We start from the raw sequence: 26,037 nt of genomic DNA on the forward strand, positions 1-26,037 counted from the left end.
TCAGGCGGCGACCAGCCGACCCTCCTCCAGGCGCAGCACGCGATCCATCTGCTGGGCGAGGTGAGTGTCGTGAGTCACCACCAGGAAGGCGGTACGCAGAGACTGCGACAGCTCCAGCATCAGTTCCTGGATACCGTGGGCGGTGTGCTGGTCGAGGTTGCCGGTGGGCTCGTCGAGCAGCACCAGTTGCGGCGTGTTCACCAGGGCGCGTGCGATGGCCACACGCTGACGCTCACCACCGGAAAGCTCCGCCGGCTTGTGGCTCAGACGATGCCCCAGGCCCACGCGTTCGAGGAGCGCGGTGGCGCGCTGGCGTGCCTCCGGGATCGGTGTCTTGCCGATCAGCAATGGCATGCAGACATTCTCCAGCGCAGTGAACTCCGGCAGCAGGTGGTGGAACTGGTAGACGAAGCCCAGCGCGCGATTGCGCAGCAGGCCGCGCTGCTTTTCATTCAGCGCCGACAACTGCTCGCCGGCCAGCCAGACGCTGCCGGTGCTGGGCGTGTCCAGACCGCCCAGCATGTTCAGCAGGGTGCTCTTGCCCGAACCGGAGCTGCCGATGATGGCAACACGCTCGCCCGGCATCAGCTCCAGTTGCACGCCGGCGAGGACCTCGACCGACTGCGGGCCTTCCTCATAGCGCTTGCCGAGGTCGCGGCAGCTCAGGACAGCCTGGTCGTGGGGGGTCGGCTTACTCATAACGCAATGCCTCCGCGGGCTGGGTGCGCGCCGCACGCCAGGCCGGATACAGGGTGGCGAAGAAACTCAGGATCAGCGCGGCGCTGCACACCAGGATCACGTCCTCGCTCATCAGTTGCGAGGGCAGGTAATCGATGAAGTACACGTCCGCGTTGAGGAATTTGTGGCCAAGCAGGCGCTCCAGCAGAGCGATGGCGGAGCTGACGTTGAGCGCCGCGAGGATGCCGAGTACACCGCCGATGAAGGTGCCAATGACGCCGATCACCGTGCCCTGGACCATGAAGGTCGCCATGATCTGGCCGGGCGTGGCCCCCAGCGTGCGCAGGATGGCGATGTCGGCCTTCTTGTCGGTCACGACCATCACCAGGGTGGAAATGATGTTGAACGCGGCGACCGCGACGATCAGCAACAACAGCAGGCCGATCATGGATTTCTCCATGCGGATCGCCTGGTACAGGTTGCCGTGGCTGCGAGTCCAGTCGCGGGCGAAGTAGTCGTTGCCTTTCAGGGTGCGGGCGATTTCCCACGCGGTGCGAGGTGCCTGGAACAGATCGTCAAGCTTCAGGCGCAGGCCTTCGACCTGGCCTTCCTTGAGGCGGCGCATGCGCGCGGCGTCATCGATATGAACCATCGCCACATAGCCGTCCAGCTCGCCGGCTCCGACGTGGAAGGTGCCAGCCACGGTGAAGCGCTTCATGCGCGGGAACATGCCCGCCGGTGTCACCGAGACTTCAGGGGCGATGAAGGTGATCTTGTCGCCGATCTTCACGCCGAGGTTGGCGGCGGCCTTGTCGCCGATCAGGATGCCGAATTCGCCTGACTTGAGGCTCTGCAGCGAGCCTTCCTTGAAGAAGTCGCCAATGATCGAGACCTTGCTCTCCTCATTCGGATCGACCGCGTTTATCAACACCTTCTGCACCACGCCGCCGGCGCTCAGCAACCCCTGCATCTGGATGAAGGGCGCGACCTCCAGGACGTTGGGATGCTGTGTCTTGATCTGCCCGGCGATGCCGCGCCAGTCGTTGATGGGCTGGTACGACTCGACCGTGGCGTGGGGCACCATGCCCAGCACGCGAGTACGCATCTCGTGATCGAAGCCGTTCATGACCGACAGCACAACGATCATCACCACCACGCCCAGCGCGAGGCCGATCATGGAGGTGAGGGAGATGAAGGAGACGAAGTGGCTGCGGCGTTTGGCGCGTGTGTAACGCGTTCCGATGTAGACGGAGAGTGGTCTGAACATGGGGGACCGATCGAGAAGATGAAAAGTGCGCCTGATGACTGAATCCTTCCGGAGGCTGACTTCCGTGTGGCGAGGCTTGGCAGGCGGCTTTACACTCAGACCATCACTACCGCCGTGGGTTCGCCATGTCCAGTCCAGACGCGGATGACCGCCGCGAATACTATCGTATTGAAGATACGCTCGCATTGGAATTTCGCCCCCTGCGTGGGGATGAAATCCGATCCGAAGAAGTGCTTCAGGATGATTCCGCGCTATTCAACCTGCTCAGCGATCTGCACCTGGCGGACTTCGAGTCGCAGCACCTGCTGCGCCACATCAACGAGCGCGACCGGCCGCTGGCCAGCTACCTGAAGGTAATCAACAAGCGCATCGACCTGATCGCCCAGGCTCTGACCCAGAGCGTGCTGCGGGAGATCGGCCCGTCGCGCAAAGTCACGCTCTCCGAGGGCGGTATCGATTTCTGCGACCCGCAGCCAATGCCGGTAGGCCAGGGGCTCGCGCTGAAGATCGTGCTGCTTCCGCAAGGCCTGGGCCTGCTGCTGCGCGCCCGGGTCACACACTGCCGGCAGCAGGACGGAGGCGACTACGCGATCGGTACCGAATTCGAGACTCTCAGCGATACCCAGCGTCAGTTGCTGGCCCGTCATATCCTCCAACGCCAGGCCCTGGAACGACGCCTGGCCAAGGCCCGCAGCGAATGAGCAAAGGGAAATACATGCGCCACCTGCTTCTATTACTCTGCCTGGCCGCACCGCTGCCGCTTCTGGCCGAAACCATCGAAATCCCGATTGGCGACCAGGGCGATCCACACATCGCCCTGCCAACTCACGGCGAGAGCCAGAAAGCCGTGCTGGAGCGCTTCGGTCTGCCGGACGATGAGCACTCACCGGTAGGCAAGCCACCAATCACTCGCTGGGACTATCGGGAGTTCAGCGTCTATTTCGAGAGCGGCCACGTCGTGGACGCGGTACGCCAGCACCATTCCCGAACCCTCCCTCCCCAGAATCAGTCTCCCAAGGAGCCCAAGTGACTCTGATCTATGGACATCGCGGTGCCAAAGGCGAGGTACCGGAAAACACCCTGCCCAGTTTCCAGCGCTGCCTGGAACACGGCGTGACGCGCTGCGAGCTGGATCTGCACTTGTCTCGCGACGGCGAACTGATGGTCATTCACGATCCGACGCTCAAGCGCACCACCGGCCGGCGCGGCAAGGTTTCCGAACAACTGGCGGACGACCTGGTGACCTTCGACGCACGCGAAGGCGGCCCGGGCTGGGTGCGGCCCTGTCCTATTCCGCGGCTGTCGGAGCTGTTCGAGCGCTGCGAGTTCGAGCACTGGCAACTGGAGGTGAAAAGCGCCTCGAAGGACCGCGCCGCACGCACAGTACAGGCGATCCACCAACTGGTCGGCCGCTTCGGGATTCACAAGAGGGTCACGGTGACGTCGAGTTCACGCACCGTATTGCGCGCACTTGAAGAACTGGCACCGGACCTTTCGCGCGGGCTGGTCGCCGAATACGCCTGGCTCGATCCGCTGAAGGTGGCAGCGCACTATGGCTGCGATCTGCTGGCACTGAACTGGATGCTGTGCACCCCGGAGCGGCTGCTCAAGGCGCAGAAGCAGGGTCTGCATGTCTCGGTGTGGACGGTCAACGAGCCGGCACTGATGCGCCGGCTCGCTGATTTTGGCGTGGATAGCCTGATTACAGACTTTCCCGGTTTGGCCACTGCCACGATCGGGAATCGCTGAGCAGATTCCCCCCGACCGGCTCAGGCCGCCGGTCGGAGTACTTCAAAAAAGCCGGTTCAGGCCGTCGAATGCCGCCACGCGGTAGGCTTCGGCCATCGTAGGGTAATTGAAGGTGGTGTTGACGAAGTACTTCAGGGTGTTCAGTTCGCCCGGCTGATTCATGATTGCCTGGCCGATGTGAACGATCTCCGAAGCCTGGTCGCCGAAACAGTGCACACCGAGTATTTCCAGGGTGTCGCGGTGGAACAGGATCTTCAGCATCCCTACCGGCTCGTTGGAAATCTGCGCACGCGCCATGCCCTTGAAGAAAGCCTTACCCACTTCATAGGGAATCTTCGCGGCGGTCAGTTCGTGCTCGTTCTTGCCGATGGAGCTGATCTCCGGAATCGTGTAGATGCCGGTCGGCACGTCATTGACGAAGCGCCAGCCATCGTGCTCGACGATGTTGCCGGCAGCGGAACGGCCCTGGTCGTAGGCAGCGCTGGCAAGGCTCGGCCAGCCGATCACGTCGCCCGCTGCATAGATGTTCGACACCGAGGTGCGATAGTTCTCGTCCACCTCGACCTGGCCACGGCTGTTGACCTTGATGCCGATATTCTCCAGGCCCAGCCGGTCGGTGTTGCCGGTACGGCCGTTACACCACAGCAGGGCGTCGGCCTTGATCTTCTTGCCCGACTTCAGGTGCAGCACCACGCCGTTATCCAGGCCTTCCACGCGTTCGTACTCTTCGTTGTGACGAATCAGCACGTTGTTGTTGCGCAGGTGGTAGCTCAGGGCATCGGAGATTTCGTCGTCGAGGAAGCTCAGCAACTGGTCGCGGGTATCGATCAGATCCACCAGCACGCCCAGGCCACTGAAGATCGAGGCGTACTCGCAGCCGATCACGCCAGCTCCGTAGATGATCAGGCGGCGCGGGGTATGGCTCAGCGACAGGATGGTGTCGCTATCGTAAACACGCGGGTGGTTGAAGTTGATGTCCGACGGACGATACGGGCGCGAGCCGGTGGCGATCACGAACTGGTCGGCCACCAGGCGCTCGACGGCGCCGCTAGGAGTCACGACCTCAACGGTGCGCTCATCGACGAAGCTGGCGGTGCCGTTGAACATGTCGATTCGATTGCGCGCGTAGTAGCCGGTGCGCGATGCGACCTGCTTGGAGATGACCTTCTCGGCGCTTTTCAGCACGTCAGGGAAGGAGAACCAGCGCGGCTCGCCGATCTGGCGGAACATCGGATTGGTGTTGAATTCGATGATCTGCTTCACCGAGTGACGCAGTGCCTTGGACGGGATGGTACCCAGGTGCGTGCAGTTGCCGCCGACCACGCGCCGGCTGTCCACCACCGCCAGCTTGCGCCCGTACTTGGAGGCATTCATAGCTGCCCCCTCGCCTGCCGGGCCCGTGCCGAGAATCACCACGTCGTAGTTGTAGACAGCCATGCGTACTCCTTCAGAACAGGCCGGGACGCCCATCTGACGCTCCCGGCAAAGCCCCGGCACCACATGCACCGGGACGGATCGAAACATTGGCGCAGCTTAGCCCTGCGGCAAAAGGCTGCACATTAGCGCTTGGTCGGCAGGTAGGCGAGCATTGCCATCACTACATGCCGGCTCCAACGCTCATTTTGCCCGGTGAACCTTTCACTCAGGCACCGGGAACAGTTCCTCGAAGCGCGATGTGGCGCGAGTGCTGAACCCCTCGCCCTGGCGCACGATGAAGAACGCCGCCAGACCATTGCGCTCGGCAAAGGTATAGCCCTCCTCCGGCCCCAGCACCATCAGCAGGGTCGACAGGCCATCGGCCCGCAACGCCTGCGCATCGGCCACCGTGACCGCCGCCAGCGCATGCCTGACCGGCATGCCGCTGCGCGGGTCGAAGGTGTGCGAGTAGCGCTGCCCACCTTCCTCGAAATAGTTGCGGTAGTCGCCGGAAGTGGACAATCCGAAGCCATCCACCGCCACCGAGCGCTCCACCTGCCGCTCGCGTTCGCCGCTGGGTACCTCCAGCGCCACGCGCCAGGACGTGCCGTCCGGCTTGTGGCCAACAGCCTTGAGCTCGCCGGTGATCTCTACCAGGAAATTCTTCAGCCCCAACGCGGCCAGGCGCGTACTGACCTTGTCCACCGCGTAGCCAGCGACAATGCTGTCGAAATCGAGCTGCGTGTCCACCGACTTGCAAAGGCGCCCGTCCTCCAGGCGCAGATGCCGGTGACCGACGCGCGCACGCTCGCGCTCCAGCGCCGCTGCGTCCGGCACCTGCTCGCGGCGCGACTGCGGGCCGAAGCCCCAGAGGTTCATCAACGGCTCGACAGTGAGATCGAACGCGCCGTCGCTCTGCTGCGCCAGCGCCTCGCCGAAGCGCCAGAGCTTGAGCATGTCCGCCGGCAACGCCATGCAGGAACCAGCCGGCAGAGCATTGAAGCGTGACACGATGGAATCGTCGCGATACGTGGAGAACTGCTGATCCAGATCGGCCAGGATGGCATCGACCTCAGCCTTGAGCTTCGCGGCGTCCGGCACGTTGTTGGCTGGCACGAACTGCACGGTGTAGCTGCTGCCCATCGTCGGCCCGCCGAAACGCTCGACCGACTGCCCGCAACCACCCAGTCCGGTCATGGAAAGCAGGACCATCAGCGGTACGATCAGCAATCTTGCACAGGACACCGGTTCACTCCTTCGCCGCCAGGCGCGCGGCGCCGGGCATTCTACCGCAAGCGCGCCGTGCCACTGTTTCCGCTGTGGCAAAGGTGCGTTACCAAAAGAAAACGGGAGCCGAAGCTCCCGTTTCATCTTGCTCAGGCCCTGGCCCGGGACTGCTTGATCAGGTAGCAGCCCCCCATCAGTACGATCCACACCGGGATTGCGTACACCGAGACGTCGATGCCCGGAATCTGCAGCATGATGCCGAGGATGAACACTACGAACGCCAGGCACAGCCAGTTGCCGAAGGGGTACCACAGCGCGCGGAAGAACGGCTGCACGCCCTTGGCCTGCATGGCCTTGCGGAACTTCATGTGGGCCAGGCTGATCATTGCCCAGTTGATTACCAGAGCGGCAACCACCAGAGACATCAGCAGCTCCAGAGCCTGGTGCGGAATCACATAGTTGACCACTACGCAGGCCAGGGTGATGAACGCCGATACGCCAATGGCCAGCAGCGGTACACCACGGCTATCCACCTTGGCGAAGGCACGCGGGGCATCGCCCTGTTCGGCCAGGCCGTAGAGCATGCGGCTGTTGCAGTACACGCAGCTGTTGTAGACCGACAGCGCGGCAGTGAGCACCACAAAATTCAGCACGTTGGCGGCCATATCGCTGCCCAGCAGCGAGAAGACTTTCACGAACGGGCTGCCGCTATAGGCATCGCCGGCGCTGTTGATGCTCTCCAGCAGGGCATCCCACGGGTACAGCGAGAGCAACACCGCCAGGGCGCCGATGTAGAAGATCAGGATGCGGTAGATCACCTGGTTGATCGCCTTGGGGATCACCTTCTTCGGCTCGGAGGCTTCGGCGGCGGTAATACCCACCAGCTCCAGACCGCCGAAGGAGAACATGATGATCGCCAGGACCATCACCAGGCCCTTCAGGCCATTGGGGAAGAAGCCGCCGTGGGCCCACAGGTTGCTCACCGAGGCTTGCGGGCCGCCGGTGCCGCTGACCAGCAGCCAGACGCCCAGCAGGATCATGCCGATGATGGCCACAACCTTGATGATCGCGAACCAGAACTCGGTCTCGCCGAACGCTTTCACGTTGAACAGATTGATGGTGTTGATCAGGACGAAGAACACCGCCGCCGTGGCCCAGGTCGGGAAGTCGGGCCACCAGAACTGGATGTACTTTCCAACCGCCGTCAGCTCGGACATCCCCACCAGGATGTACAGCACCCAATAGTTCCAGCCCGACATGAAGCCGGCAAAGCCGCCCCAGTACTTGTGCGCAAAATGACTGAAGGAACCGGCCACCGGCTCCTCGACGATCATTTCGCCGAGCTGGCGCATGATCAGGAAGGCGATGAAGCCGCCGATGGCGTAGCCGAGGATCATCGACGGGCCGGCTGATTGCAGCACCCCGGCAGAACCGAGGAACAGGCCGGTGCCGATGGCGCCGCCGAGGGCGATAAGCTGGATATGGCGGTTCTTGAGACCGCGCTTCAGCTCGCCTTCATGCAGATGTTGTCCATCCATTTGAAGTCTTTCCAGGTTCGGGAATTGGCAGATTTTATCGTTGGTATGGAAACGCCACTAACGAAAAACGGGAGCCCGAGAGCTCCCGTTTCTCTATACCGCCTCTATCAGCGCGGGAAAGCCGGCGGATTCACGCCAGCCATGTCTTCCATCACGCGCACGACCTGGCAGCTGTAGCCGAACTCGTTGTCGTACCACACGTACAGAACGACGCGATTGTCGTTGCAGATGGTAGCCTCGGCATCGACCACGCCAGCATGGCGGGAGCCGACGAAGTCGGTGGAAACCACTTCCTGCGAGGAGACGAAATCGATCTGCTTCTGCAGGTCCGAGTGCATGGCCATCTGGCGCAGGTACTCGTTGATCTCTTCGCGGGAGGTGGATTTTTCCAGATTCAGGTTCAGGATCGCCATCGAGACGTTCGGCGTCGGAACGCGGATCGCATTGCCGGTCAGCTTGCCCTTCAGAACCGGCAGGGCCTTGGCGGCGGCGGTAGCGGCGCCGGTCTCGGTGATCACCATGTTCAGCGGAGCGCTGCGGCCACGGCGGCTGCCCTTGTGGAAGTTGTCGATCAGGTTCTGGTCGTTGGTGTACGAGTGAACGGTTTCGACGTGGCCGTTGACGATACCGTACTGGTCGTTGACAGCCTTCAGCACCGGAACGATGGCGTTAGTAGTGCAGGAAGCAGCGGAGACGATCTTGTCGTCAGCGCTGATTTCGCCGTGGTTGATGCCGTGCACGATGTTCTTCAGCGCGCCTTTGCCCGGAGCGGTGAGGATCACGCGGGAGATGCCGGCGCACTTGAGGTGCTGGCCCAGGCCCTCGGCATCACGCCACTTGCCGGTGTTGTCGACCAGCAGGGCGTTCTTGACGCCGTACTGGGTGTAGTCGATCGACGCCGGGTCGTTGGAGTAGATAACCTGGATCAGGTTGCCGTTGGCGGTAATGGTATTGTTTTCTTCGTCGATGGTGATGGTGCCATCGAACGGACCATGCACGGAGTCGCGGCGCAGCAGGCTGGCACGCTTGACCAGATCGTTCTCGGCACCCTTGCGGACGACGATGGCACGCAGGCGCAGGCCGTCACCGCCACCGGTTTTCTCGATGAGGATGCGTGCCAGCAGGCGACCGATACGACCGAAACCGTACAGGACAACGTCGGTGCCTTCGCGCTTGCCGCCGTTCTGCTTGCCAACCACGTCGGCCAGTTCGTCCTTGGTGAACTGCTCGATGCTGCGGCCGTTACCTTCAGCCTTGAACTTGGCGACCATCTTGCCCAGGTCGACGGAGGCGGCGCCCACCTTGAGCTCGCTCATCGCCTTGAGGATCGGGAAGGTGTCGTGTACCGACAGCTCGGCTTCGTCGGCCAGGCGGTGACGGGCGAAACGGTGCGCTTTGAGGATCGCGATCACCGAACGGTTGATCAGGCCACGGCCGTAGATCGAGGTCACCACGTTGTTGTTACGGTAGAGCTGGCCGATCAGCGGAATCATGGCTTCCGCGAGGGCTTCACGATCAATCCACTCACCGAGACACTGGTCGGGCTTCTGGGTCACGGGCAATACCTTCCACATGTAGGAGAAGAAAAAAGGGGCTACATTATGACGGCGTGAACAACCGGCGGCAATCCGCAGCCGTCGCATGACTGACATCCATCAATCGGGATAGTTACAATCCAACCGGTCCATTTCTTCGACCGGAGCCACGATCGCCCGTGTCCGTATTGCGCACTCCTACGCTGCCGACCGCCGCCGGCAAGCAATCCTGGGGCAACCTGCCAGGTGCCGCCCTGAGCCTTGCCGTTGCCGAAGCCTCGACAGCGGCAAAGCGTTTCACCCTGTTGCTGACCGCCGACAGCCAGAGCGCCGAGCGCCTGGAGCAGGAACTGCGCTTCTTTGCGCCGGACCTGCCGGTACTGCAGCTACCGGACTGGGAAACCCTCCCCTACGACGTGTTCTCGCCGCACCAGGACATCATTTCCCAGCGCGTCGCCACACTTTATCAATTGCCCGAACTGCGCCGCGGCGTGCTGGTAGTACCGATCACTACCGCCCTGCACCGCCTGGCGCCAGCCAAGTTCCTGCTAGGCAGCAGCCTGGTCCTGGATGTCGGCCAGAAGCTCGATGTCGAGCAGATGCGCAGCCGCTTCGAGGCCGCCGGCTACCGCTGCGTTGACACCGTCTACGAGCATGGCGAGTTCGCCGTTCGCGGCGCGCTGATCGACCTGTTCCCGATGGGCAGCGAACTGCCCTACCGCATCGACCTGTTCGACGATGAAATCGAGACGCTGCGCACCTTCGACCCGGAAACCCAGCGTTCCATCGACAAGGTCGACAGCATCCGCCTGCTGCCGGCTCGCGAGTTCCCGCTGCGCAAGGAGGCGGTGACCGGTTTCCGTGGCCGCTTCCGCGAGCGCTTCGATGTCGACTACCGGCGCTGCCCGATCTACCAGGACCTGGCCAGCGGCCTGACACCGGCCGGCATCGAGTACTACATCCCGCTGTTCTTCGAAGAGGGCGAGACTTCCACACTGTTCGACTATCTGCCGCAGGACACCCAGGTGTTCTCCCTGCCGGGCATCGAGACAGCCGCCGAGCAGTTCTGGACCGATGTGCGCAACCGCTACGAGGACCGTCGCTACGACCCGGAACGTCCGTTGCTGCCACCCGCCGAAGTATTCCTGCCGGTGGAAGACTGCTTCGCCCGCCTGAAGAACTGGCCGCGTGTAGTGGTCAGCCCGGAACCGATCGAGCCGGGCGTCGGCCGCGAACGCTTCTCCGCCGAGCCGCTGCCGGAACTCGCCATCGAGGCCAAGGCCAGCGAACCGCTGGCGCGCCTGCGCCAGTTCATCGAACAGTTCGACGGCCGCATCCTGTTCGCCGCCGAATCCGCCGGACGCCGCGAAGTGCTGCTGGAACTGCTGGCGCGGCTGAAGCTGCGCCCGGTGGAAGTCGACGGATGGCCGGGCTTTCTCAATCATCAGGATCGCCTGGCGATCACCATCGCTCCGATGGACGAGGGCCTGCTGCTGGAGGCCGGGAAGCACCGCCCCGGCATCGCCCTGGTCGCCGAGAGCCCGCTGTTCGGCCAGCGCGTCATGCAACGACGCCGCCGGGAGAAGACCCGCGACGGCGGCGAGAATGTCATCAAGAACCTCACCGAGCTGCGCGAGGGTGCGCCGGTGGTGCACATCGACCACGGTGTCGGTCGCTACATGGGCCTGATCACCCTGGAGATCGACGGCCAGAACGCCGAGTTCCTGGCCCTGGAATACGCAGACGAAGCCAAGCTCTACGTGCCAGTGGCCAACCTGCACCTGATCGCCCGCTACACCGGCAGCGACGACGCCCTGGCGCCGCTGCACAAGCTGGGCTCGGAAACCTGGCAGAAGGCCAAGCGCAAGGCCGCCGAACAGGTCCGCGACGTCGCCGCCGAACTGCTCGACATCTATGCACGCCGTGCGGCGCGCAAGGGCTACGCGTTCAAAGACCCGCAGGCGGACTACGCGACCTTCTCCGCTGGCTTCCCCTTCGAGGAAACCCCGGACCAGCAGACTGCCATCGAGGCCGTCGTGGCCGACATGCTCGCCGACAAGCCGATGGATCGCCTGGTCTGCGGCGACGTGGGCTTCGGCAAAACCGAGGTGGCAATGCGCGCCGCGTTCGTCGCGGTGCACAGCGGCAAGCAGGTCGCTGTGCTCGTACCGACCACCCTCCTCGCCCAGCAGCACTACAACAGCTTCCGCGACCGCTTCGCGGACTGGCCGGTGACAGTCGAGGTCATGAGCCGCTTCAAGTCGACCAAAGAGGTCGAAGGCGCTGTGGCACAACTGGCCGAAGGCAAGGTGGATATCGTCATCGGCACCCACAAGCTGCTGCAGGACGACGTCAAGTTCAAGAATCTCGGCCTGGTCATCATCGACGAGGAACACCGCTTCGGCGTGCGCCAGAAGGAACAACTCAAGGCACTGCGCAGCGAGGTAGACATCCTCACCCTCACCGCAACGCCGATCCCCCGCACGCTCAATATGGCCGTGGCAGGCATGCGCGACCTGTCGATCATCGCCACACCGCCAGCGCGCCGCCTCTCCGTGCGCACCTTCGTAATGGAAGAACAGAAGTCGGTGATCAAGGAAGCCCTGTTGCGCGAACTGCTGCGCGGCGGCCAGGTGTACTACCTGCACAATGAGGTGAAGACCATCGAGAAGTGCGCCCGCGACTTGGCGGAGCTGGTCCCGGAAGCGCGCATCGGCATCGGCCACGGGCAGATGAACGAGCGCGAACTGGAGCGGGTGATGAGCGACTTCTACCACAAGCGCTTCAACGTGCTAGTAGCCTCGACCATCATCGAAACCGGCATCGACGTGCCCAGCGCCAACACCATCCTCATCGAGCGCGCCGACAAGTTCGGCCTGGCCCAACTGCACCAGTTGCGCGGCCGCGTAGGCCGCAGCCACCACCAGGCCTATGCCTACCTGCTCACCCCACCTCGCAAGCAGATGACCCCGGACGCCGAAAAGCGCCTGGAAGCCATCGCCAACGCCCAGGACCTGGGCGCCGGCTTCGTGCTGGCGACCCACGACCTGGAAATCCGCGGCGCCGGCGAACTGCTCGGCGAAGGTCAGAGCGGACAGATCCAGGCAGTGGGCTTCACCCTCTATATGGAAATGCTCGAACGCGCGGTGAAGGCCATCCGCAAAGGCGAGCAGCCGAACCTGGAACAACCGCTGGGCGGCGGTCCGGACATCAACCTGCGGGTGCCGGCGCTGATCCCCGAAGACTACCTGCCGGACGTCCACGGCCGCCTGATCCTCTACAAGCGTATCGCCAACGCGGTCGACGAGGACGGGCTGCGCGAACTGCAGGTGGAAATGATCGACCGCTTCGGCCTGCTTCCTGAACCGGCCAAGAACCTCATGCGCCTGACTTTACTGAAACTGCAGGCAGAAAAGCTTGGCATCGTGAAGGTTGATGCCGGGCCGCAGGGAGGACGGGTAGAATTCGCCGCCGATACCTGCGTCGACCCGCTGGTCCTGATCAAGATGATCCAGAGCCAACCCAATCGGTACAAATTCGAAGGGGCGACCCTCTTCAAGTTCCAGGTTCCGATGGAGCGCCCGGAAGAACGCTTCAACACGCTGGAAGCGCTGCTCGAGCGCCTCAAGCCACAGACTCACTAAGGACCCCGTGCAATGCGCCTGTTCCAACCCTTGCTGCTGTCGCTGGCCCTGCTGTCGCCGGCTGCCCTCGCCGAGCCCTACCAGGTGGAGCTGATTCTGTTCCAGCAGTCCGGCGATGCCGTATTCGCCAGCCAGTCCGCCCCCGACGACTGGGCCAAAGGCGCTCAGCCGCCAAGCGCGGACAGCCAGCGCCCCACCGCCCTCGACGCGCAGGTGGCGAAGCTGCGGCAGAATGAAGGCTTCCAGGTACTGATGCACAAAGCCTGGCGCCAGGACATCGACGCCAACCCGGTGAAGATCGCCCTCAACGAAGGCGAAAAACGTGACGGACACTACCCGGTGGAAGGAACGATCACCCTCAGCCAGCAGCGTTTTGTGAACACCCAGACCAACTTCTGGATCAACCAGTTCGGCAATGACGGCCTGCTCGCCGCCAGCCAGCACATGGTCCAGGAAGCCAGCCTTAAAAACAGCGTGCTGACCTACCTCGACCACCCAAGCCTGGGCATGTTGATCAAAGTCAGCCCGCTCAATGCCCGCCCGGCCTCACCACCGCCGCCCGGAATGGAAGACGAGGCCCCCACCGGCCCTGGCGCGCTGCAGCAACCCGCACCGGCCGCACCGAGCGACGGCGGCTTCGACGCCCCTCCGCCGGCACAACCCGCGCAGTAATGAAAAAAGGCCGCATCACTGCGGCCTTTTTCGTTTTCCTGGAGCTGGAATTCAGCTCATCAATACGCGCCCCAGCACTTCGCGCACCTTACCGATACCGTCGCGCAGCGCCTCTTCGATCTCAGCCATAGTAATGATGCCGCTGGACTTGCCGGCCGCCGGATTCACCACAAGCGACAGGCAGGCATACGGCAGCTCAAGCTCGCGAGCCAGCGCCGCTTCGGGCATGCCAGTCATGCCGACGATATCGCAACCATCGCGCTCCAGCCTGGCGATTTCAGCCACGGTCTCCAGGCGCGGGCCCTGGGTCGCGGCATATACGCCATGACTGCTATGCGGATAGCCGAGTGCCTGCAGCGCCACGACCAGCTTCTGGCGCAGCGCTTCGTCATAGGGATGGCTGAAGTCGATATGCGTGACATGCTCGATATCGTCAGCGAAATAGGTGTGCTCGCGCCCCCAGGTGTAATCGACTATCTGGTGCGGCACGCACAGATGCCCGCTGCCCATAGCCGCATGGATGCCACCCACTGCATTCACCGCCAGGACCGCCTCGGCACCAGCCTGCTGCAGCGCCCATATATTGGCCCGATAGTTCACCTGATGCGGTGGAATGCGATGCGGATGTCCGTGACGGGCGAGGAACAACACCTCGCGCCCGGCGAACTCGCCACGCTGCACAGCAGTCGACGGCATGCCGTAGGGGGTGTCCAGATCAACGGCATCCTTCAGAGTCAGGCCTTCCAGTTGGGTCAGGCCGGTACCGCCAATGATGGCGTAGACAGTCATTTTTCCATCCTCGTAGACCGCTGCGATCTCGCGACCCAGCGCAGAACACCGGCGGCACTTCGGAATCTGCAATCCCCTCGCGACGAGCGCCGGACTGGCTCGCTCCGCAATGCCTCGGCAATCAGTCGATCAGTTGAGCGCCACGCAACTCGCCAACGGCCTGCTGCCAGCGCGGCAACTGTTTGTATTCGACGCCCGGCCAAGCCCTGCCCCGCATGCGTTGCAAGCGCTTGGGCACCTTGACCTTAAGACGCTGGAGGGCGCCCAGGGCCAGTTCGGCGGAACCGCGATCATTGCATACCAGCCCCATGTCACAACCGGCACTCAGCGCGGCCTCGATACGGTTTGCGGCATCTCCCACCACATGAGCGCCGGCCATCGACAGATCATCACTGAAGATCACGCCGTCGAAGCCCAGCTCGCCACGCAGGATGTCCTGCAGCCAGCGGCGCGAGAAGCCGGCGGGATTCGGGTCGACCTGCGGGTAGATCACATGGGCGGGCATCAACGCATCCAGTTCGGAAGACAGGCGCTGGAACGGGAGCAGATCGCTGGCGCGAATCTGCTCGAGACTGCGCTCATCCTCGGGAATCGCTACATGGGAGTCCGCCTCGGCCCAGCCGTGACCAGGGAAGTGCTTGCCAGTCGCAGCCATGCCGGCATCGTGCATGCCGCGAATGAATGCGCCAGCGAGCGCAGTGGCGCGCTCGGCGTCACCCTCGAAGGCGCGGCTACCGACCACAGCGCTGCGCTGGTGATCAAGATCGAGCACCGGAGCGAAGCTGAGATCCAACCCCACTGCCAGCACTTCGGTCGCCATCAGCCAGCCGCACTGCTCGGCCAGACGCTCGGCGTTCGAACTGTCCCCCAAGGCACGCATTGCCGGCAACCGCAGGAACCCCTGGCGCAGTCGCTGAACACGCCCGCCTTCCTGATCGACGGCAAGCAGAAGATCCGGACGCACGGCACGGACCGCCGTGCACAGCTCACGCACCTGACGGGGCGATTCGATGTTGCGAGCGAAGATGATCAGGCCGCCCACTTCAGGGTGGCGCAGGATCTGGCGGTCCTCGGCGGTCAGCCAGGTACCGCCGATATCGAGCATCAGAGAGCCTTGCATGTCATTTCCTTAATTCAGTCCCGCCGCCCGCCAATAAGGGCAGGCGGCTTCATCGATACGAACCCGGCAATGGAGAGGCACGCGAGGAAAGAGTTCCAGCAGGTCATCATTGCGCAAGCGAATGCAACCGTGGGAGACCGGCACGCCCACCGGCTCGCAGTCCGGCGCACCGTGCAGATAGATGTAGCGGCGGAACGTATCGACCTCGCCCATTCGATTGCGCCCTGGCTCGGACCCACAGAGCCAGAGGATACGAGACAGGATCCAGTCGCGCCTGGGAAATGCCTCGTGCAGCTCCGCGGACCAGACTTCGCCGGTCCAGCGCCGCCCCTTCAGTACCGCCCCCCGGGGCAGGCCATCCCCGATACGTGCGCGTACCTGATGCTCGCCACGCGGCGTGCAGCCAGAACCATTGCGCTCCCCGGCCCCTTTTGCAGCCGAGGATATCTGCAGGCGCAGCACCAGACGCCCTGCGGCAAAGCCGTAGAGCATCTGATCGGCAAGGGAAACATGCAGGAGATCGAGGTCAGCCATGACCGGCTACTTTAGCCGATCAAGCCAGTGCAGCCCAGCCTGGGTCAGACCTTGGCAGGCGCCGAAGCAGACGTCTTGGCCCGAGGCTTGGGCTGCGCGCCAGCCAGCGAAGGATCGCTGAGACCGCTGTCCGCGCGCATGCCAGCGGCGAGGAACGGCACCATCAGACGCATTACCTGCTCGATGGAAGTGTTCACGCCGAAATCGTTTTCGGCCATCGCTCGCAGCGCCTTGATACCGGACATACTGAACGCCGCGGCGCCAAGCATGAAATGCACGCGCCAGAACAGTTCAAGCGGCGGAAGACGCGGCGCTGCCTCGTTCACCAACAGCATGAAGCGGCGGAATACCTTTCCGTAGACCTCTTCGAGATACTTGCGCAAGTGCCCCTGGCTCTGACTGAACGCAAGGCCGAGCAAGCGCATGAAGATAGAAAGGTCATTGCCGCTGCGCGGCTTCACCGCCATCGCCTGGACGACCAGCAACTCGAGGAGTTCCTCAAGCGAGGCACGCGGCGAATCGGGCTTGGCCTGGCGACGATCCAGTTCCTTTTCGAGGCTGGCGCAGAACGGGCCGAGGAAGCGCGAAAAGACAGCCTGGATCAACGCCTTCTTCGAGCCGAAGTGATAATTCACCGCCGCGAGGTTCACCCCAGCCTTGCTGGTGATCAGACGCAACGAGGTCTCGGCGAAGCCCTTCTCCGCGAACAGCTGTTCCGCAGCATCCAGGATGCGTTCGACGGTTTCCGACTGGGCCATGGCTACTCCGCGCCTGACAAACACTTGTTTGAAACATACGTTTCAGCCTCGCGCATTGTCAAGCCGGAAGCGAAGAATTGTTTACAAAAACGTAGGCAATACGACGAACAGCCCACCTGAAAGCAAGACGCTTCCCAGAACGCAAAGGTTACATGGATGAATACCCGGCCAACAGCCACCAGAAATAAAGCATTGCCAGGCGGCCATCACTGTATATAATTCCAGTCACTGTATAAAAAGCCAGAGTATGGACATGCTGAAGCTGACGCCGCGCCAAGCCGAGATCCTCTCCTTCATCAAACGCTGCCTGGAAGACAACGGCTACCCGCCCACCCGCGCCGAAATCGCCCAGGAACTCGGCTTCAAATCGCCCAATGCCGCCGAGGAACATCTCAAGGCCCTTGCTCGCAAGGGCGCCATCGAAATGACCCCTGGCGCCTCGCGCGGCATCCGCATCCCCGGTTTCGAGCCCAAGGCTGCCGCAAACGATGACGAACTGCCGATCATCGGCCGTGTCGCCGCCGGCGCACCGATCCTTGCCGAACAGAACGTCGACGATACCTGCCGCATCAATCCCACCTTCTTCAATCCGCCGGCCAACTACCTGCTGCGCGTGCGCGGCCAGAGCATGAAGGATGTCGGCATCCTCGACGGCGACCTGCTGGCCGTGCACGTCACTCGCGAGGCCCGCAACGGCCAGATCGTGGTTGCGCGCCTGGGTGAGGAAGTAACCGTGAAGCGCTTCAAGCGCGAGGGCAGCAAGGTCTGGCTGATCGCCGAAAACCCGGAGTTCGCCCCCATCGAGGTCGATCTCAAGGAACAGGAACTGGTCATCGAAGGCTTGAGTGTCGGCGTGATCCGCCGCTGAACAGGAGGCACCCATGCAGTACCCGCAGCCATTGAACCTGCCGCAACTTCCGCTGTTCCAGGAGGCACTCTGGGCAAGCGGTACTGCTTCCCTGCTCCCGGAGCTGATGGATGAAGAGCCTGCTACCCCCGACAGCGCCTTCAGCGAGATTGTCCTTCGCGGCCTGCACGGCCAATGTCTGACACTTCTGGCACCGATGCTGCGTGAACTTAGCGAGGAAAGCGATTCCCGCTGGCTGACCTTGATCGCTCCGCCCTCCAGCCTTACGCCAGACTGGCTGCGCAAAGCCGGCCTGAATCGGGAGCGCATCCTGCTCCTGCCGGCCAAGGATCAAGCCGCCGCCCAGGCACTCGCCTGTGAAGCACTCCGGCTGGGCAACAGCCACACTGTCGTGAGCTGGTTGAATCTCAGCTCCCAGGCGCGCGCGCAGCTATCCCGCGCAGCCGTTACCGGTCAGGCGCAAAGTCTGAATATTCGTCTGGGGTAATGAAAGCTTCGTCGCGAATGCGGCGAAGCAGGGGCATGCGCTTAATGCAGGACGCGAGGGTCTTCGTCCATGCCGACATCACCGCCCTCGGCGAGACGACCTGCCATCTGCACACCCACGTTGAACATCGCTTTGGCGATCTCGATGTGCTGCCCCTGCAGGAAGCCTTTCGCGTCGGCGGAGAATTCCAGAGTCACCAATGCCTCTTCCTCGTCCGCGCGACGCAGCACAATACGCCCGTCAGGCAGCTCTACGATTTCCAGAAATGAGGTTGGCATAGCGAACGTTCTCCACAGCAGAACGCGTAGTGTAACAGCCACATCCGCTACACCCTAGCCCAACGTTCCCCTAGGCAGCCTGTTGGTCGGAATTATGAATCAGAGCTCGGTCAAAGACGCACGGAAACGCAGCACCAGTTCTTTCAAGGATTTACGCCAGGCTTCCAGCTCGTCATTGCCGAGCTCGACAGGCACTTCATCGCCTACATTGACCGTCTGGATCAGCGGCTGCGTCGGGTCTACCTTGGCCTTCTTCGGCTCGCTCGGCGGCTGGAACAGCGCGGCGTATGCAGCCAACAAACGGGCCAGCCAAGCCTCGGGAGACTGTGCGAGTTCGACCATTTCCGCGAGCTCCGGGCTCGGTGCCGCGGCCAGTACATCCGCATTGAGCAGCATGTCGACACGCGGCGCACCGGCCTGGGGCAACCGGTAGTAACCGGCAATTTCATGGGCTATGCCCAGCACCGCGCCATAGAGATGGAACAGTGCCGCTTCACGCTCGGCCTGAATGCGCGCCTGGGCATTCATCGCTCGCGTGCTCTCGGCGCTGCGCCAGGCCTCCAGGGCAAGGCCGGCGAAGAACAGCTTCTGGTTGGTACGGGTATAGAGTTCGTTCGCCATGACCAGGCCCTCCAGCAATCGACGTCGGCAGTATATGCGCGCCCGGCGTCAGCAGGGGCGCGCCGTCCATCAGCGCTGCTTGTCTTCTACTTTCCACTTGCCGCCGTCGAAAAACGCGCGCCATCCAGTAGGTTTGCCATCGACCTCAGACTGCACGTACTGCTCCTTGGTCTTGCGACTGAAGCGAATCACCGCCGGGCGACCTTCCGAGTCCTTCTGAGGCGCAGAAAGCAGGAAGTGATACTTCGGATCCAACTCGTCCTTGTGCGGCACCAGCTCACTGACCAACGGAGCACGAGTCTCGCGATTCTTCGGGAACTGGCTGGCGGCCAGGAACAGGCCGGACGCACCGTCACGCAGCACATACACGTCGTCCACCTTCTCGCACTTGAGCTCAGGCATGCGGATGGCGTCCATCTTCGGCGGAGCGGGCTCGCCGTTCTTCAGCAGCTTACGGGTATTCTTGCAGGTCGGGTTGGTGCAACCGAAGAACTTGCCGAAGCGGCCAGTCTTGAGCTGCATCTCACTGCCGCACTTGTCGCACTCCAGGCTTGGACCTTCGTAACCCTTGATACGGTACTGACCTTCTTCGATCTCGTAGCCGGCGCAATCCGGGTTATTGCCACAGATGTGCAGCTTGCGTTTATCGTCGACCAGGTAGGCGTCCATCGCTGTACTGCAGATCGGGCAACGATGCTTGCCGCGCAGCACCCGGGATTCGGATTCGCCTTCGTCATCCGCGGCGATTTCATCGCCTGGAATCAGGTTCACGGTCGCCTTGCAGCGCTCTTTCGGCGGCAGACTGTACCCCGAGCACCCGAGGAACACGCCGGTGGAGGCAGTACGGATCATCATCGGCCGACCGCATTCTCGGCACGGGATGTCAGTCAGGGTCGGCTGGTTGGCCCGCATGCCGTCGTTGGCGGCCTCAGCCAGATCAAGCTTCTTGCGGAAATCGCCGTAGAACTCGTCGAGCAGGTTCTTCCAGTCACGCTCACCCTGTGCCACGTCGTCGAGATGCTCCTCCATGCCGGCAGTGAAGCCGTAGTCCATCAGGTTGGAGAAGCTTTCGTTGAGGCGGTCGGTGACGATGTCGCCCATTTTCTCCGCATAGAAGCGGCGGTTATGGGTCGTGACGTAGCCGCGCTCCTGAATGGTGGAGATGATTGCCGCATAGGTGGACGGACGGCCAATGCCGCGCTTTTCCAGCTCCTTGACCAGGCTGGCTTCGGAGAAGCGCGCCGGCGGCTTGGTGAAGTGCTGGCTCGGATCGAGCTTGAGCAGCTTCATCGCCTCACCCTGATTCATTTCCGGCAGGACGTCATCCTCGCCCGGCTTGCTCTGCTGCGGCAGGACCCTGGTGTAACCGTCAAACTTGAGGATACGGCCCTTGGCGCGCAACTCGAAGTCACCCGCGGCAACGCTGACGGTGGTGGACAGGTACTCGGCCGGCGGCATCTGGCAGGCCACGAACTGGCGCCAGATGAGGTCGTACAAGCGCTCGGCATCGCGTTCCATGCCCGATAGCTGGGCCGGACGCAGATTGACGTCGGACGGACGAATCGCTTCGTGCGCTTCCTGGGCGCCTTCCTTGCTGGAATAGAAGTTCGGCTTGGCCGGCAGGTACTTCTTGCCGAACTCGCTATCGATGAAGCCGCGCACCATGTCAATGGCGTCGGCCGACAGGTTGGTCGAGTCGGTACGCATATAGGTGATGTAACCCGCCTCGTAGAGACGCTGGGCCATCATCATGGTCTTCTTCACCCCGAAGCCCAGGCGGTTGCTCGCGGCCTGCTGCAGGGTGGAGGTGATAAAGGGCGCAGAGGGCTTGCTGGAAGTCGGCTTGTCCTCGCGCTTGGCGATGCTGTAGCTGGAAGCCTTGAGCTTCTCCAGCGCCGCGGTGGCCTGGGCTTCGTTCAGCGGCTTGAAGGCTTCGCCCTTCTCGCGGACCACTTCGAAGCGGACCTTGTCGTTCTTTGGCGTGGCCAGGTCGGCGTGCACTTCCCAGTATTCTTCCGGGATGAAGGCGCGGATTTCGCGCTCACGCTCGACCACCAGCTTCACCGCCACCGATTGCACGCGGCCGGCGGACAGGCCGCGGGCGATCTTCGCCCACAGCAGCGGCGAGACCATGTAGCCCACCACGCGGTCGAGGAAGCGGCGTGCCTGCTGCGCATTCACGCGGTTGATATCCAGTTCGCCGGGCTGGGAGAAGGCTTCCTGGATGGCCTTCTTGGTGATTTCGTTGAAGACCACGCGCTTGTAGCGCGAGTCGTCGCCGCCAATGGCCTCGCGCAGGTGCCAGGCAATGGCCTCCCCTTCGCGATCCAAGTCGGTTGCGAGATAGATGGTATCGGCATCCTTGGCCAGGCGGCGCAGTTCCTCGATCACCTTTTCCTTGCCGGGCAGGATCTCGTACTTGGCCTTCCAGCCATGTTCCGGATCGACACCCATGCGAGTGAAGAGCTGACGCTTGGCCTTCTCCTTCGGTGACAGCGCCGGTGACTCGGCAGCGGTCTTGCGTCCTTTGGCCGCAGGCTCCTTCGATGCGCTGGAGCCACTGGTAGGCAGGTCGCGGATGTGGCCGATGCTCGACTTCACCACGTACTGGTTGCCCAGGTACTTGTTGATGGTCTTGGCCTTGGCCGGTGATTCCACGATGACCAGCGATTTACCCATGGATCAGAAGATTCCTGCGTCGAAAATATGAATTTATAAGGAGGGAGGCGCTTGGAGCGGCACCGCTATATATAGTGGCGGTCGCGCCAAGGTCAAGCTTGGGATTCGTCAGATGGGCCGCTGTCGAGGCCCAGAGGATCGTTTTCCGCAACGACCAGCGCGAAGCGCGGCACATTCTCGCCATTCACTTCCACCGCCTCGGTGAACATGCTCAATGGGCGCACCCAAAGGCCGAATTCACCGTACAGCGCCTGGTAGATGACCAGCACCTCTTCGGTTTCGGAATGTCGCGCCACACCGAGCACACGATACTGTTGCCCCTTGTAGTGCCGATACAGTCCGGTCTGCAGTTGCATGGCTCGCCCTCTTGCGCTGGCAGAAAAAAGGCCGCGATTGTCCATGTTGCCCCCCTCTGGGGCAATCCCCATTGGGCATGGCAGAAAAACGAAAGCCGGGGCACAAGGCCCCGGCTCGTCCATCAGCGAAAGCTTAGACGCGTTCGAAGATGGTGGTGATGCCTTGACCGAGGCCCACGCACATGGTGGACACGCCCAGGGTGCCGCCGTTCTGCTTCATCACATTCAGCAGGGTGCCGGAGATACGCGCACCGGAGCAGCCGAACGGGTGGCCCAGAGCGATCGCGCCGCCGTGCAGGTTGACCTTCTCCTCCATCTTGTCGAGCAGCTTGAGGTCCTTCAGCACCGGCAGGGCCTGTGCGGCGAAGGCTTCGTTCAGCTCCACGAAGTCGATATCGTTGATGGTCAGACCAGCTCGCTTGAGCGCCTTGTTGGTCGAGGGAACCGGACCGTAACCCATGATCGCCGGATCTACGCCAGCCACGGCCATGGCGCGAACCACGGCCATGGGCTGGATGCCCAGATCCTGGGCGCGCTGAGCGCTCATCACGATCATGCAGGAAGCGCCGTCGGTGATCTGCGAGGAAGTGCCCGCAGTCACGGTGCCACCTTTAGGGTTGAACGCCGGCTTCAGAGCGGCCAGGCTTTCCAGGGTGGTGTCCGGACGAATGGTTTCGTCGAAGTCGAAGACCTTCAGGAAGCCGTTCTCGTCATACCCTTCCATCGGGATGATTTCGTCCTTGAACTTGCCTTCCTGGGTAGCCTTCCACGCCAGTTGGTGCGAACGCACGCCGAACTTGTCCTGCGCCTCGCGGGTGATGCCGTGCATCTTGCCCAGCATCTCGGCGGTCAGGCCCATCATGCCGGAAGCCTTGGCGGCATAAAGCGACAGGTGCGGGTTCGGATCGACGCCGTGCATCATGCCTACGTGGCCCATGTGCTCCACACCGCCGATGACGAAGACGTCACCGTTGCCGGTCTGGATCGCCTGTACGGCAGTGTGCAGGGCGCTCATGGACGAGCCGCACAGACGGCTGACGGTCTGGCCGGCGCTGGTGTGCGGGATCTGGGTCATCAGCGACGCCATGCGCGCGATGTTCCAGCCCTGCTCCAGAGTCTGGTTCACGCAGCCCCAGATCACGTCTTCGACTTCCGCCGGGTCGATCTTCGGATTGCGCTCGAGCAGCTTGCTGATCAGGTGCGCGGACATGTTCTCCGCGCGGGTGTTGCGGTGCATGCCACCTTTCGAACGGCCCATCGGGGTGCGGCCGAAGTCGACAATGACGGCATCTCTCGGATTCAGGCTCATAAATTCACTCTCGCTCTATTCGTTGCGCACTCAACCGAAGAACTTCTGGCCGTTCTTGGCCATTTCACGCAGCTTCGCGGTCGGGTGGTACAGCGCACCCAGATCGGCGTACTTGTCGGCCAGGGCGACGAACTCGGCCACACCGATGGAGTCGATGTAACGCAGGGCACCGCCACGGAAGGGAGGGAAGCCGATGCCATAGATCAGGCCCATGTCAGCCTCGGCAGCGGTCTCGACGATGCCGTCTTCCAGGCAGCGTACGGTTTCCAGGCACAGCGGGATCATCATGTAGTTGATGATGTCTTCGTCGGTCAGCTCGCGCTGCTCGGTCACAATGGACTTCAGCAGTTCGTAGGCGGCCGGATCGGAAACCTTTTTCGGCTTGCCGCGCTTGTCGGTCTCGTAGGCGTAGAAGCCCTTGCCGTTCTTCTGGCCCAGGCGGTTGGCGTCGTACATCACGTCAACGGCGGTCCTGCCTTCCACTGCCATGCGATCCGGGAAGCCTTCGGCCATCACATCACGGCCGTGGTGGCCGGTGTCGATACCGACGACGTCGGAGAGATAGGCCGGGCCCATGGGCCAGCCGAACTTCTCCATGATCTTGTCGATGCGCACGAAGTCCACACCGAAGCCCAGCAGCTTGGAGAAACCGCCGAAGTACGGGAACAGCACGCGGTTGACCAGGAAGCCGGGGCAGTCATTCACCACGATCGGGTTCTTGCCCATCTTCTTGGCGTAGGCCACGGTGGTAGCAACGGCTACGTCGCTGGACTTCTCGCCACGGATCACTTCCACCAGCGGCATCATGTGCACCGGGTTGAAGAAGTGCATGCCGACAAAGTTCTGCGGACGCTTGAGCGCCTTGGCCAGCAGGTTGATGGAGATGGTGGAGGTGTTGGATGCGAGGACCGCATCTTCCTTCACGACGCCTTCAACTTCTGCCAGAACGATCTGCTTGACCTTCGGATTCTCGACCACGGCCTCGACAACGATGTCGACGTTGCCGAAGTCGCCGTAGGACATGGTTGGGCGAATGGCGTTCAGCGCCTCGGCCATCTTGGCCGGGGTCATGCGGCCTTTTTCGACGCGCTTGCCCAGCAGCTTCGCGGCTTCGTTCAGACCCATCTGGATACCCTCTTCGCGGATATCCTTCATCAGGATCGGAGTGCCCTTGGAAGCGGACTGGTAGGCGATGCCGCCCCCCATGATGCCGGCGCCCAGTACGGCGGCCAGTTTCACGTCCTTGGCGATTTCGTCGTGCTGCTTGGCCTTCTTCTTCAGGTCCTGGTCGTTGAGGAACAGGCCGATCAGGCTCTGCGCAACCGAGGTCTTGGCCAGTTTCACGAAGCCCTGGGCTTCGATTTCCAGCGCCTTGTCGCGACCGAAGTTGGCGGCTTTCTGGATCGACTTGATGGCTTCGACCGGTGCCGGGTAGTTCGGGCCAGCCTGGCCGGCAACGAAGCCCTTGGCGGTTTCGAAGGCCATCATCTGCTCGATGGCGTTCAGCTTGAGCTTTTCCAGCTTCGGCTGGCGGCGGGCCTTGTGATCCAGCTCACCGGCGATGGCGCGCTTGACCAGGTCGAGAGCGGCGGCTTGCAGTTGCTCAGGAGCCACGACAGCGTCGACGGCACCTACTTTCAGCGCGTCCTCAGCCTTGTTTTCCTTGCCCGAGGCGATCCACTCGACAGCGTTGTCGCAGCCGATGATGCGCGGCAGACGCACGGTACCGCCGAAGCCCGGGTAGATGCCCAGCTTCACTTCCGGCAGGCCGATCTTGGCGGTAGCGCTCATTACGCGGAAGTCCGCGGCCAGGCACATTTCCAGACCGCCGCCCAGGGCGATGCCGTTGATCGCGGCAACGGTCGGAACGTTCAGGTCTTCGAAGTCACTGAAGATCTTGTTGGCTTCGAGGTTGCCGGCCAGCAGCTCTTCGTCGGGCAGTTTGAAGTTGTCGACGAACTCGGTGATGTCGGCGCCGACGATGAACACGCCCTTGCCGCTGGTCACGATCACGCCCTTGACGGACGCATCGGCCTTGATGGTATCGACTGCTTGACGCAGCTCATTCAGGGTGAGTCGGTTGAACTTGTTGACGGACTCGCCCTTGAGGTCGAAATTCAGCTCGACGATGCCGCTCTCAAGAGCCTTAACCGTGATGGCTTTACCTTGGTAAATCATCAACTGATCTCCACGCTAGGGAAGCTTGAAATCACACATCGGACGCCGTGTATCAGGACCGCCCGGCAGTCGCCGAGGATAGTCCCAAAGCTTGCGGCACACCCGCCGACGCGATAGCCGGGGCGTTATGTTCGAGCCTTCACACACGGCAAACGCTCGATTCATACGCCCGTTTGATTTGGGTGCGCCCACCTTCTAGCAAAAGCCAATGCTTGTCAATCGGCGAGACGTAACAGTCGCGAAGCGGCCGAGGCGTCTGGGCCGGAGCATTCAGCACATCCCTGATGCACCATTCATCGCTCATATCATGACGGTTGCCACCTGGGACCTGCGT

General features: G+C 62.4%; 23 protein-coding genes. 7 read left to right on the plus strand and 16 right to left on the minus strand.

The genetic code is table 11. The annotated features are described in order from the left end of the window. Both lolD and OU419_RS19520 read right to left on the minus strand, forming a co-directional pair. On the minus strand, positions 1-699 hold the full coding sequence (gene lolD / locus OU419_RS19515) for a lipoprotein-releasing ABC transporter ATP-binding protein LolD (protein ID WP_254475056.1): 699 nt from the start codon (positions 697-699) through the stop codon (positions 1-3). Then, positions 692-1,945 carry a lipoprotein-releasing ABC transporter permease subunit gene (locus tag OU419_RS19520; protein ID WP_254475054.1) on the minus strand — a complete coding sequence of 418 codons (1,254 nt, stop codon included), beginning with the start codon at positions 1,943-1,945 and terminating at the stop codon, positions 692-694. Before OU419_RS19520 ends, lolD begins: the two co-directional genes overlap by 8 nt. Positions 1,946-2,070: 125 nt before the next feature. Between OU419_RS19520 and OU419_RS19525 the strand changes: the two genes are divergently transcribed. From OU419_RS19525 to OU419_RS19535, 3 genes are read left to right on the plus strand one after another with little or no spacing between them, the layout of a single operon-like run. After that, on the plus strand, positions 2,071-2,646 hold the full coding sequence (locus OU419_RS19525) for a PilZ domain-containing protein (RefSeq protein ID WP_254475041.1): 576 nt from the start codon (positions 2,071-2,073) through the stop codon (positions 2,644-2,646). 14 nt (positions 2,647-2,660) lie between these two features. Then, the gene (locus OU419_RS19530; protein WP_254475039.1) at positions 2,661-2,975 is read left to right on the plus strand and encodes a phosphodiesterase; all 315 of its coding nucleotides are present in this window, start codon (positions 2,661-2,663) and stop codon (positions 2,973-2,975) included. Continuing rightward, positions 2,972-3,694, plus strand: coding sequence for a glycerophosphodiester phosphodiesterase (locus tag OU419_RS19535; protein WP_254475037.1), 723 nt, complete (start codon positions 2,972-2,974; stop codon positions 3,692-3,694). The genes OU419_RS19530 and OU419_RS19535 overlap by 4 nt, the downstream gene beginning before the upstream one ends. Before the next feature lie 42 nt (positions 3,695-3,736). Here the strand turns inward: OU419_RS19535 and sthA are convergent, their stop codons facing one another. The 4 genes from sthA to OU419_RS19555 form a co-directional block, all read right to left on the minus strand. Then, positions 3,737-5,131 carry a Si-specific NAD(P)(+) transhydrogenase gene (gene sthA, locus OU419_RS19540; RefSeq protein WP_254475035.1) on the minus strand — a complete coding sequence of 465 codons (1,395 nt, stop codon included), beginning with the start codon at positions 5,129-5,131 and terminating at the stop codon, positions 3,737-3,739. Between the two features lie 201 nt (positions 5,132-5,332). Further along, positions 5,333-6,322 carry an FAD:protein FMN transferase gene (locus OU419_RS19545; protein ID WP_254475134.1) on the minus strand — a complete coding sequence of 330 codons (990 nt, stop codon included), beginning with the start codon at positions 6,320-6,322 and terminating at the stop codon, positions 5,333-5,335. A 164-nt stretch (positions 6,323-6,486) separates the two neighbouring features. Next, positions 6,487-7,875 carry an amino acid permease gene (locus OU419_RS19550; protein WP_254475033.1) on the minus strand — a complete coding sequence of 463 codons (1,389 nt, stop codon included), beginning with the start codon at positions 7,873-7,875 and terminating at the stop codon, positions 6,487-6,489. Positions 7,876-7,982: 107 nt separating this feature from the next. Beyond that, positions 7,983-9,449, minus strand: a complete 1,467-nt coding sequence (locus OU419_RS19555; protein WP_254475031.1) for a glyceraldehyde-3-phosphate dehydrogenase — start codon at positions 9,447-9,449, stop codon at positions 7,983-7,985. Positions 9,450-9,589: 140 nt separating this feature from the next. Here OU419_RS19555 and mfd point away from each other — a divergent pair, with 140 nt between their 5' ends. Both mfd and OU419_RS19565 read left to right on the plus strand, forming a co-directional pair. Beyond that, a complete protein-coding gene (mfd, locus tag OU419_RS19560) occupies positions 9,590-13,054 on the plus strand; it encodes a transcription-repair coupling factor (protein WP_254475030.1) in 3,465 nt (1,154 codons plus the stop codon). A 12-nt stretch (positions 13,055-13,066) separates the two neighbouring features. Continuing rightward, positions 13,067-13,726: a CsiV family protein gene (locus OU419_RS19565; protein ID WP_254475029.1), complete on the plus strand. Its 660-nt coding sequence runs from the start codon at positions 13,067-13,069 to the stop codon at positions 13,724-13,726. Positions 13,727-13,777: 51 nt separating this feature from the next. Here OU419_RS19565 and OU419_RS19570 read toward each other — a convergent pair whose 3' ends face one another. The 4 genes from OU419_RS19570 to OU419_RS19585 form a co-directional block, all read right to left on the minus strand. Then, positions 13,778-14,515, minus strand: coding sequence for an S-methyl-5'-thioinosine phosphorylase (locus OU419_RS19570; RefSeq protein ID WP_254475028.1), 738 nt, complete (start codon positions 14,513-14,515; stop codon positions 13,778-13,780). A gap of 121 nt (positions 14,516-14,636) precedes the next feature. Beyond that, the gene (gene nagZ, locus OU419_RS19575; protein WP_254475027.1) at positions 14,637-15,635 is read right to left on the minus strand and encodes a beta-N-acetylhexosaminidase; all 999 of its coding nucleotides are present in this window, start codon (positions 15,633-15,635) and stop codon (positions 14,637-14,639) included. A 9-nt stretch (positions 15,636-15,644) separates the two neighbouring features. Next, on the minus strand, positions 15,645-16,169 hold the full coding sequence (locus OU419_RS19580; protein ID WP_254475017.1) for a L,D-transpeptidase: 525 nt from the start codon (positions 16,167-16,169) through the stop codon (positions 15,645-15,647). A 44-nt stretch (positions 16,170-16,213) separates the two neighbouring features. Beyond that, positions 16,214-16,927 carry a TetR/AcrR family transcriptional regulator gene (locus OU419_RS19585; protein WP_254475016.1) on the minus strand — a complete coding sequence of 238 codons (714 nt, stop codon included), beginning with the start codon at positions 16,925-16,927 and terminating at the stop codon, positions 16,214-16,216. 253 nt (positions 16,928-17,180) lie between these two features. Between OU419_RS19585 and lexA the strand changes: the two genes are divergently transcribed. Both lexA and sulA read left to right on the plus strand, forming a co-directional pair. After that, entirely contained in the window at positions 17,181-17,795 is a 615-nt protein-coding gene (gene lexA / locus OU419_RS19590; RefSeq protein WP_254475015.1) for a transcriptional repressor LexA, read from the plus strand. Between the two features lie 13 nt (positions 17,796-17,808). After that, the gene (gene sulA, locus OU419_RS19595; RefSeq protein WP_254475014.1) at positions 17,809-18,282 is read left to right on the plus strand and encodes an SOS-induced cell division inhibitor SulA; all 474 of its coding nucleotides are present in this window, start codon (positions 17,809-17,811) and stop codon (positions 18,280-18,282) included. A 41-nt stretch (positions 18,283-18,323) separates the two neighbouring features. Here sulA and OU419_RS19600 read toward each other — a convergent pair whose 3' ends face one another. The 6 genes from OU419_RS19600 to fadB form a co-directional block, all read right to left on the minus strand. Further along, entirely contained in the window at positions 18,324-18,560 is a 237-nt protein-coding gene (locus OU419_RS19600; RefSeq protein WP_254475013.1) for a hypothetical protein, read from the minus strand. Between the two features lie 99 nt (positions 18,561-18,659). Further along, a complete protein-coding gene (locus OU419_RS19605) occupies positions 18,660-19,181 on the minus strand; it encodes a DUF6586 family protein (protein ID WP_254475012.1) in 522 nt (173 codons plus the stop codon). A gap of 69 nt (positions 19,182-19,250) precedes the next feature. Continuing rightward, positions 19,251-21,860: a type I DNA topoisomerase gene (topA, locus tag OU419_RS19610; protein WP_254475011.1), complete on the minus strand. Its 2,610-nt coding sequence runs from the start codon at positions 21,858-21,860 to the stop codon at positions 19,251-19,253. A gap of 92 nt (positions 21,861-21,952) precedes the next feature. Beyond that, on the minus strand, positions 21,953-22,216 hold the full coding sequence (locus tag OU419_RS19615; RefSeq protein ID WP_254475010.1) for a DUF1653 domain-containing protein: 264 nt from the start codon (positions 22,214-22,216) through the stop codon (positions 21,953-21,955). A 133-nt stretch (positions 22,217-22,349) separates the two neighbouring features. Continuing rightward, positions 22,350-23,525 carry an acetyl-CoA C-acyltransferase FadA gene (gene fadA, locus OU419_RS19620; protein ID WP_254475008.1) on the minus strand — a complete coding sequence of 392 codons (1,176 nt, stop codon included), beginning with the start codon at positions 23,523-23,525 and terminating at the stop codon, positions 22,350-22,352. 30 nt (positions 23,526-23,555) lie between these two features. Continuing rightward, positions 23,556-25,703, minus strand: coding sequence for a fatty acid oxidation complex subunit alpha FadB (gene fadB / locus OU419_RS19625; protein WP_254475006.1), 2,148 nt, complete (start codon positions 25,701-25,703; stop codon positions 23,556-23,558). Positions 25,704-26,037: the final 334 nt, after the last annotated feature.

This window comes from Pseudomonas triclosanedens (assembly GCF_026686735.1).
Taxonomy (GTDB): domain Bacteria; phylum Pseudomonadota; class Gammaproteobacteria; order Pseudomonadales; family Pseudomonadaceae; genus Pseudomonas; species Pseudomonas triclosanedens.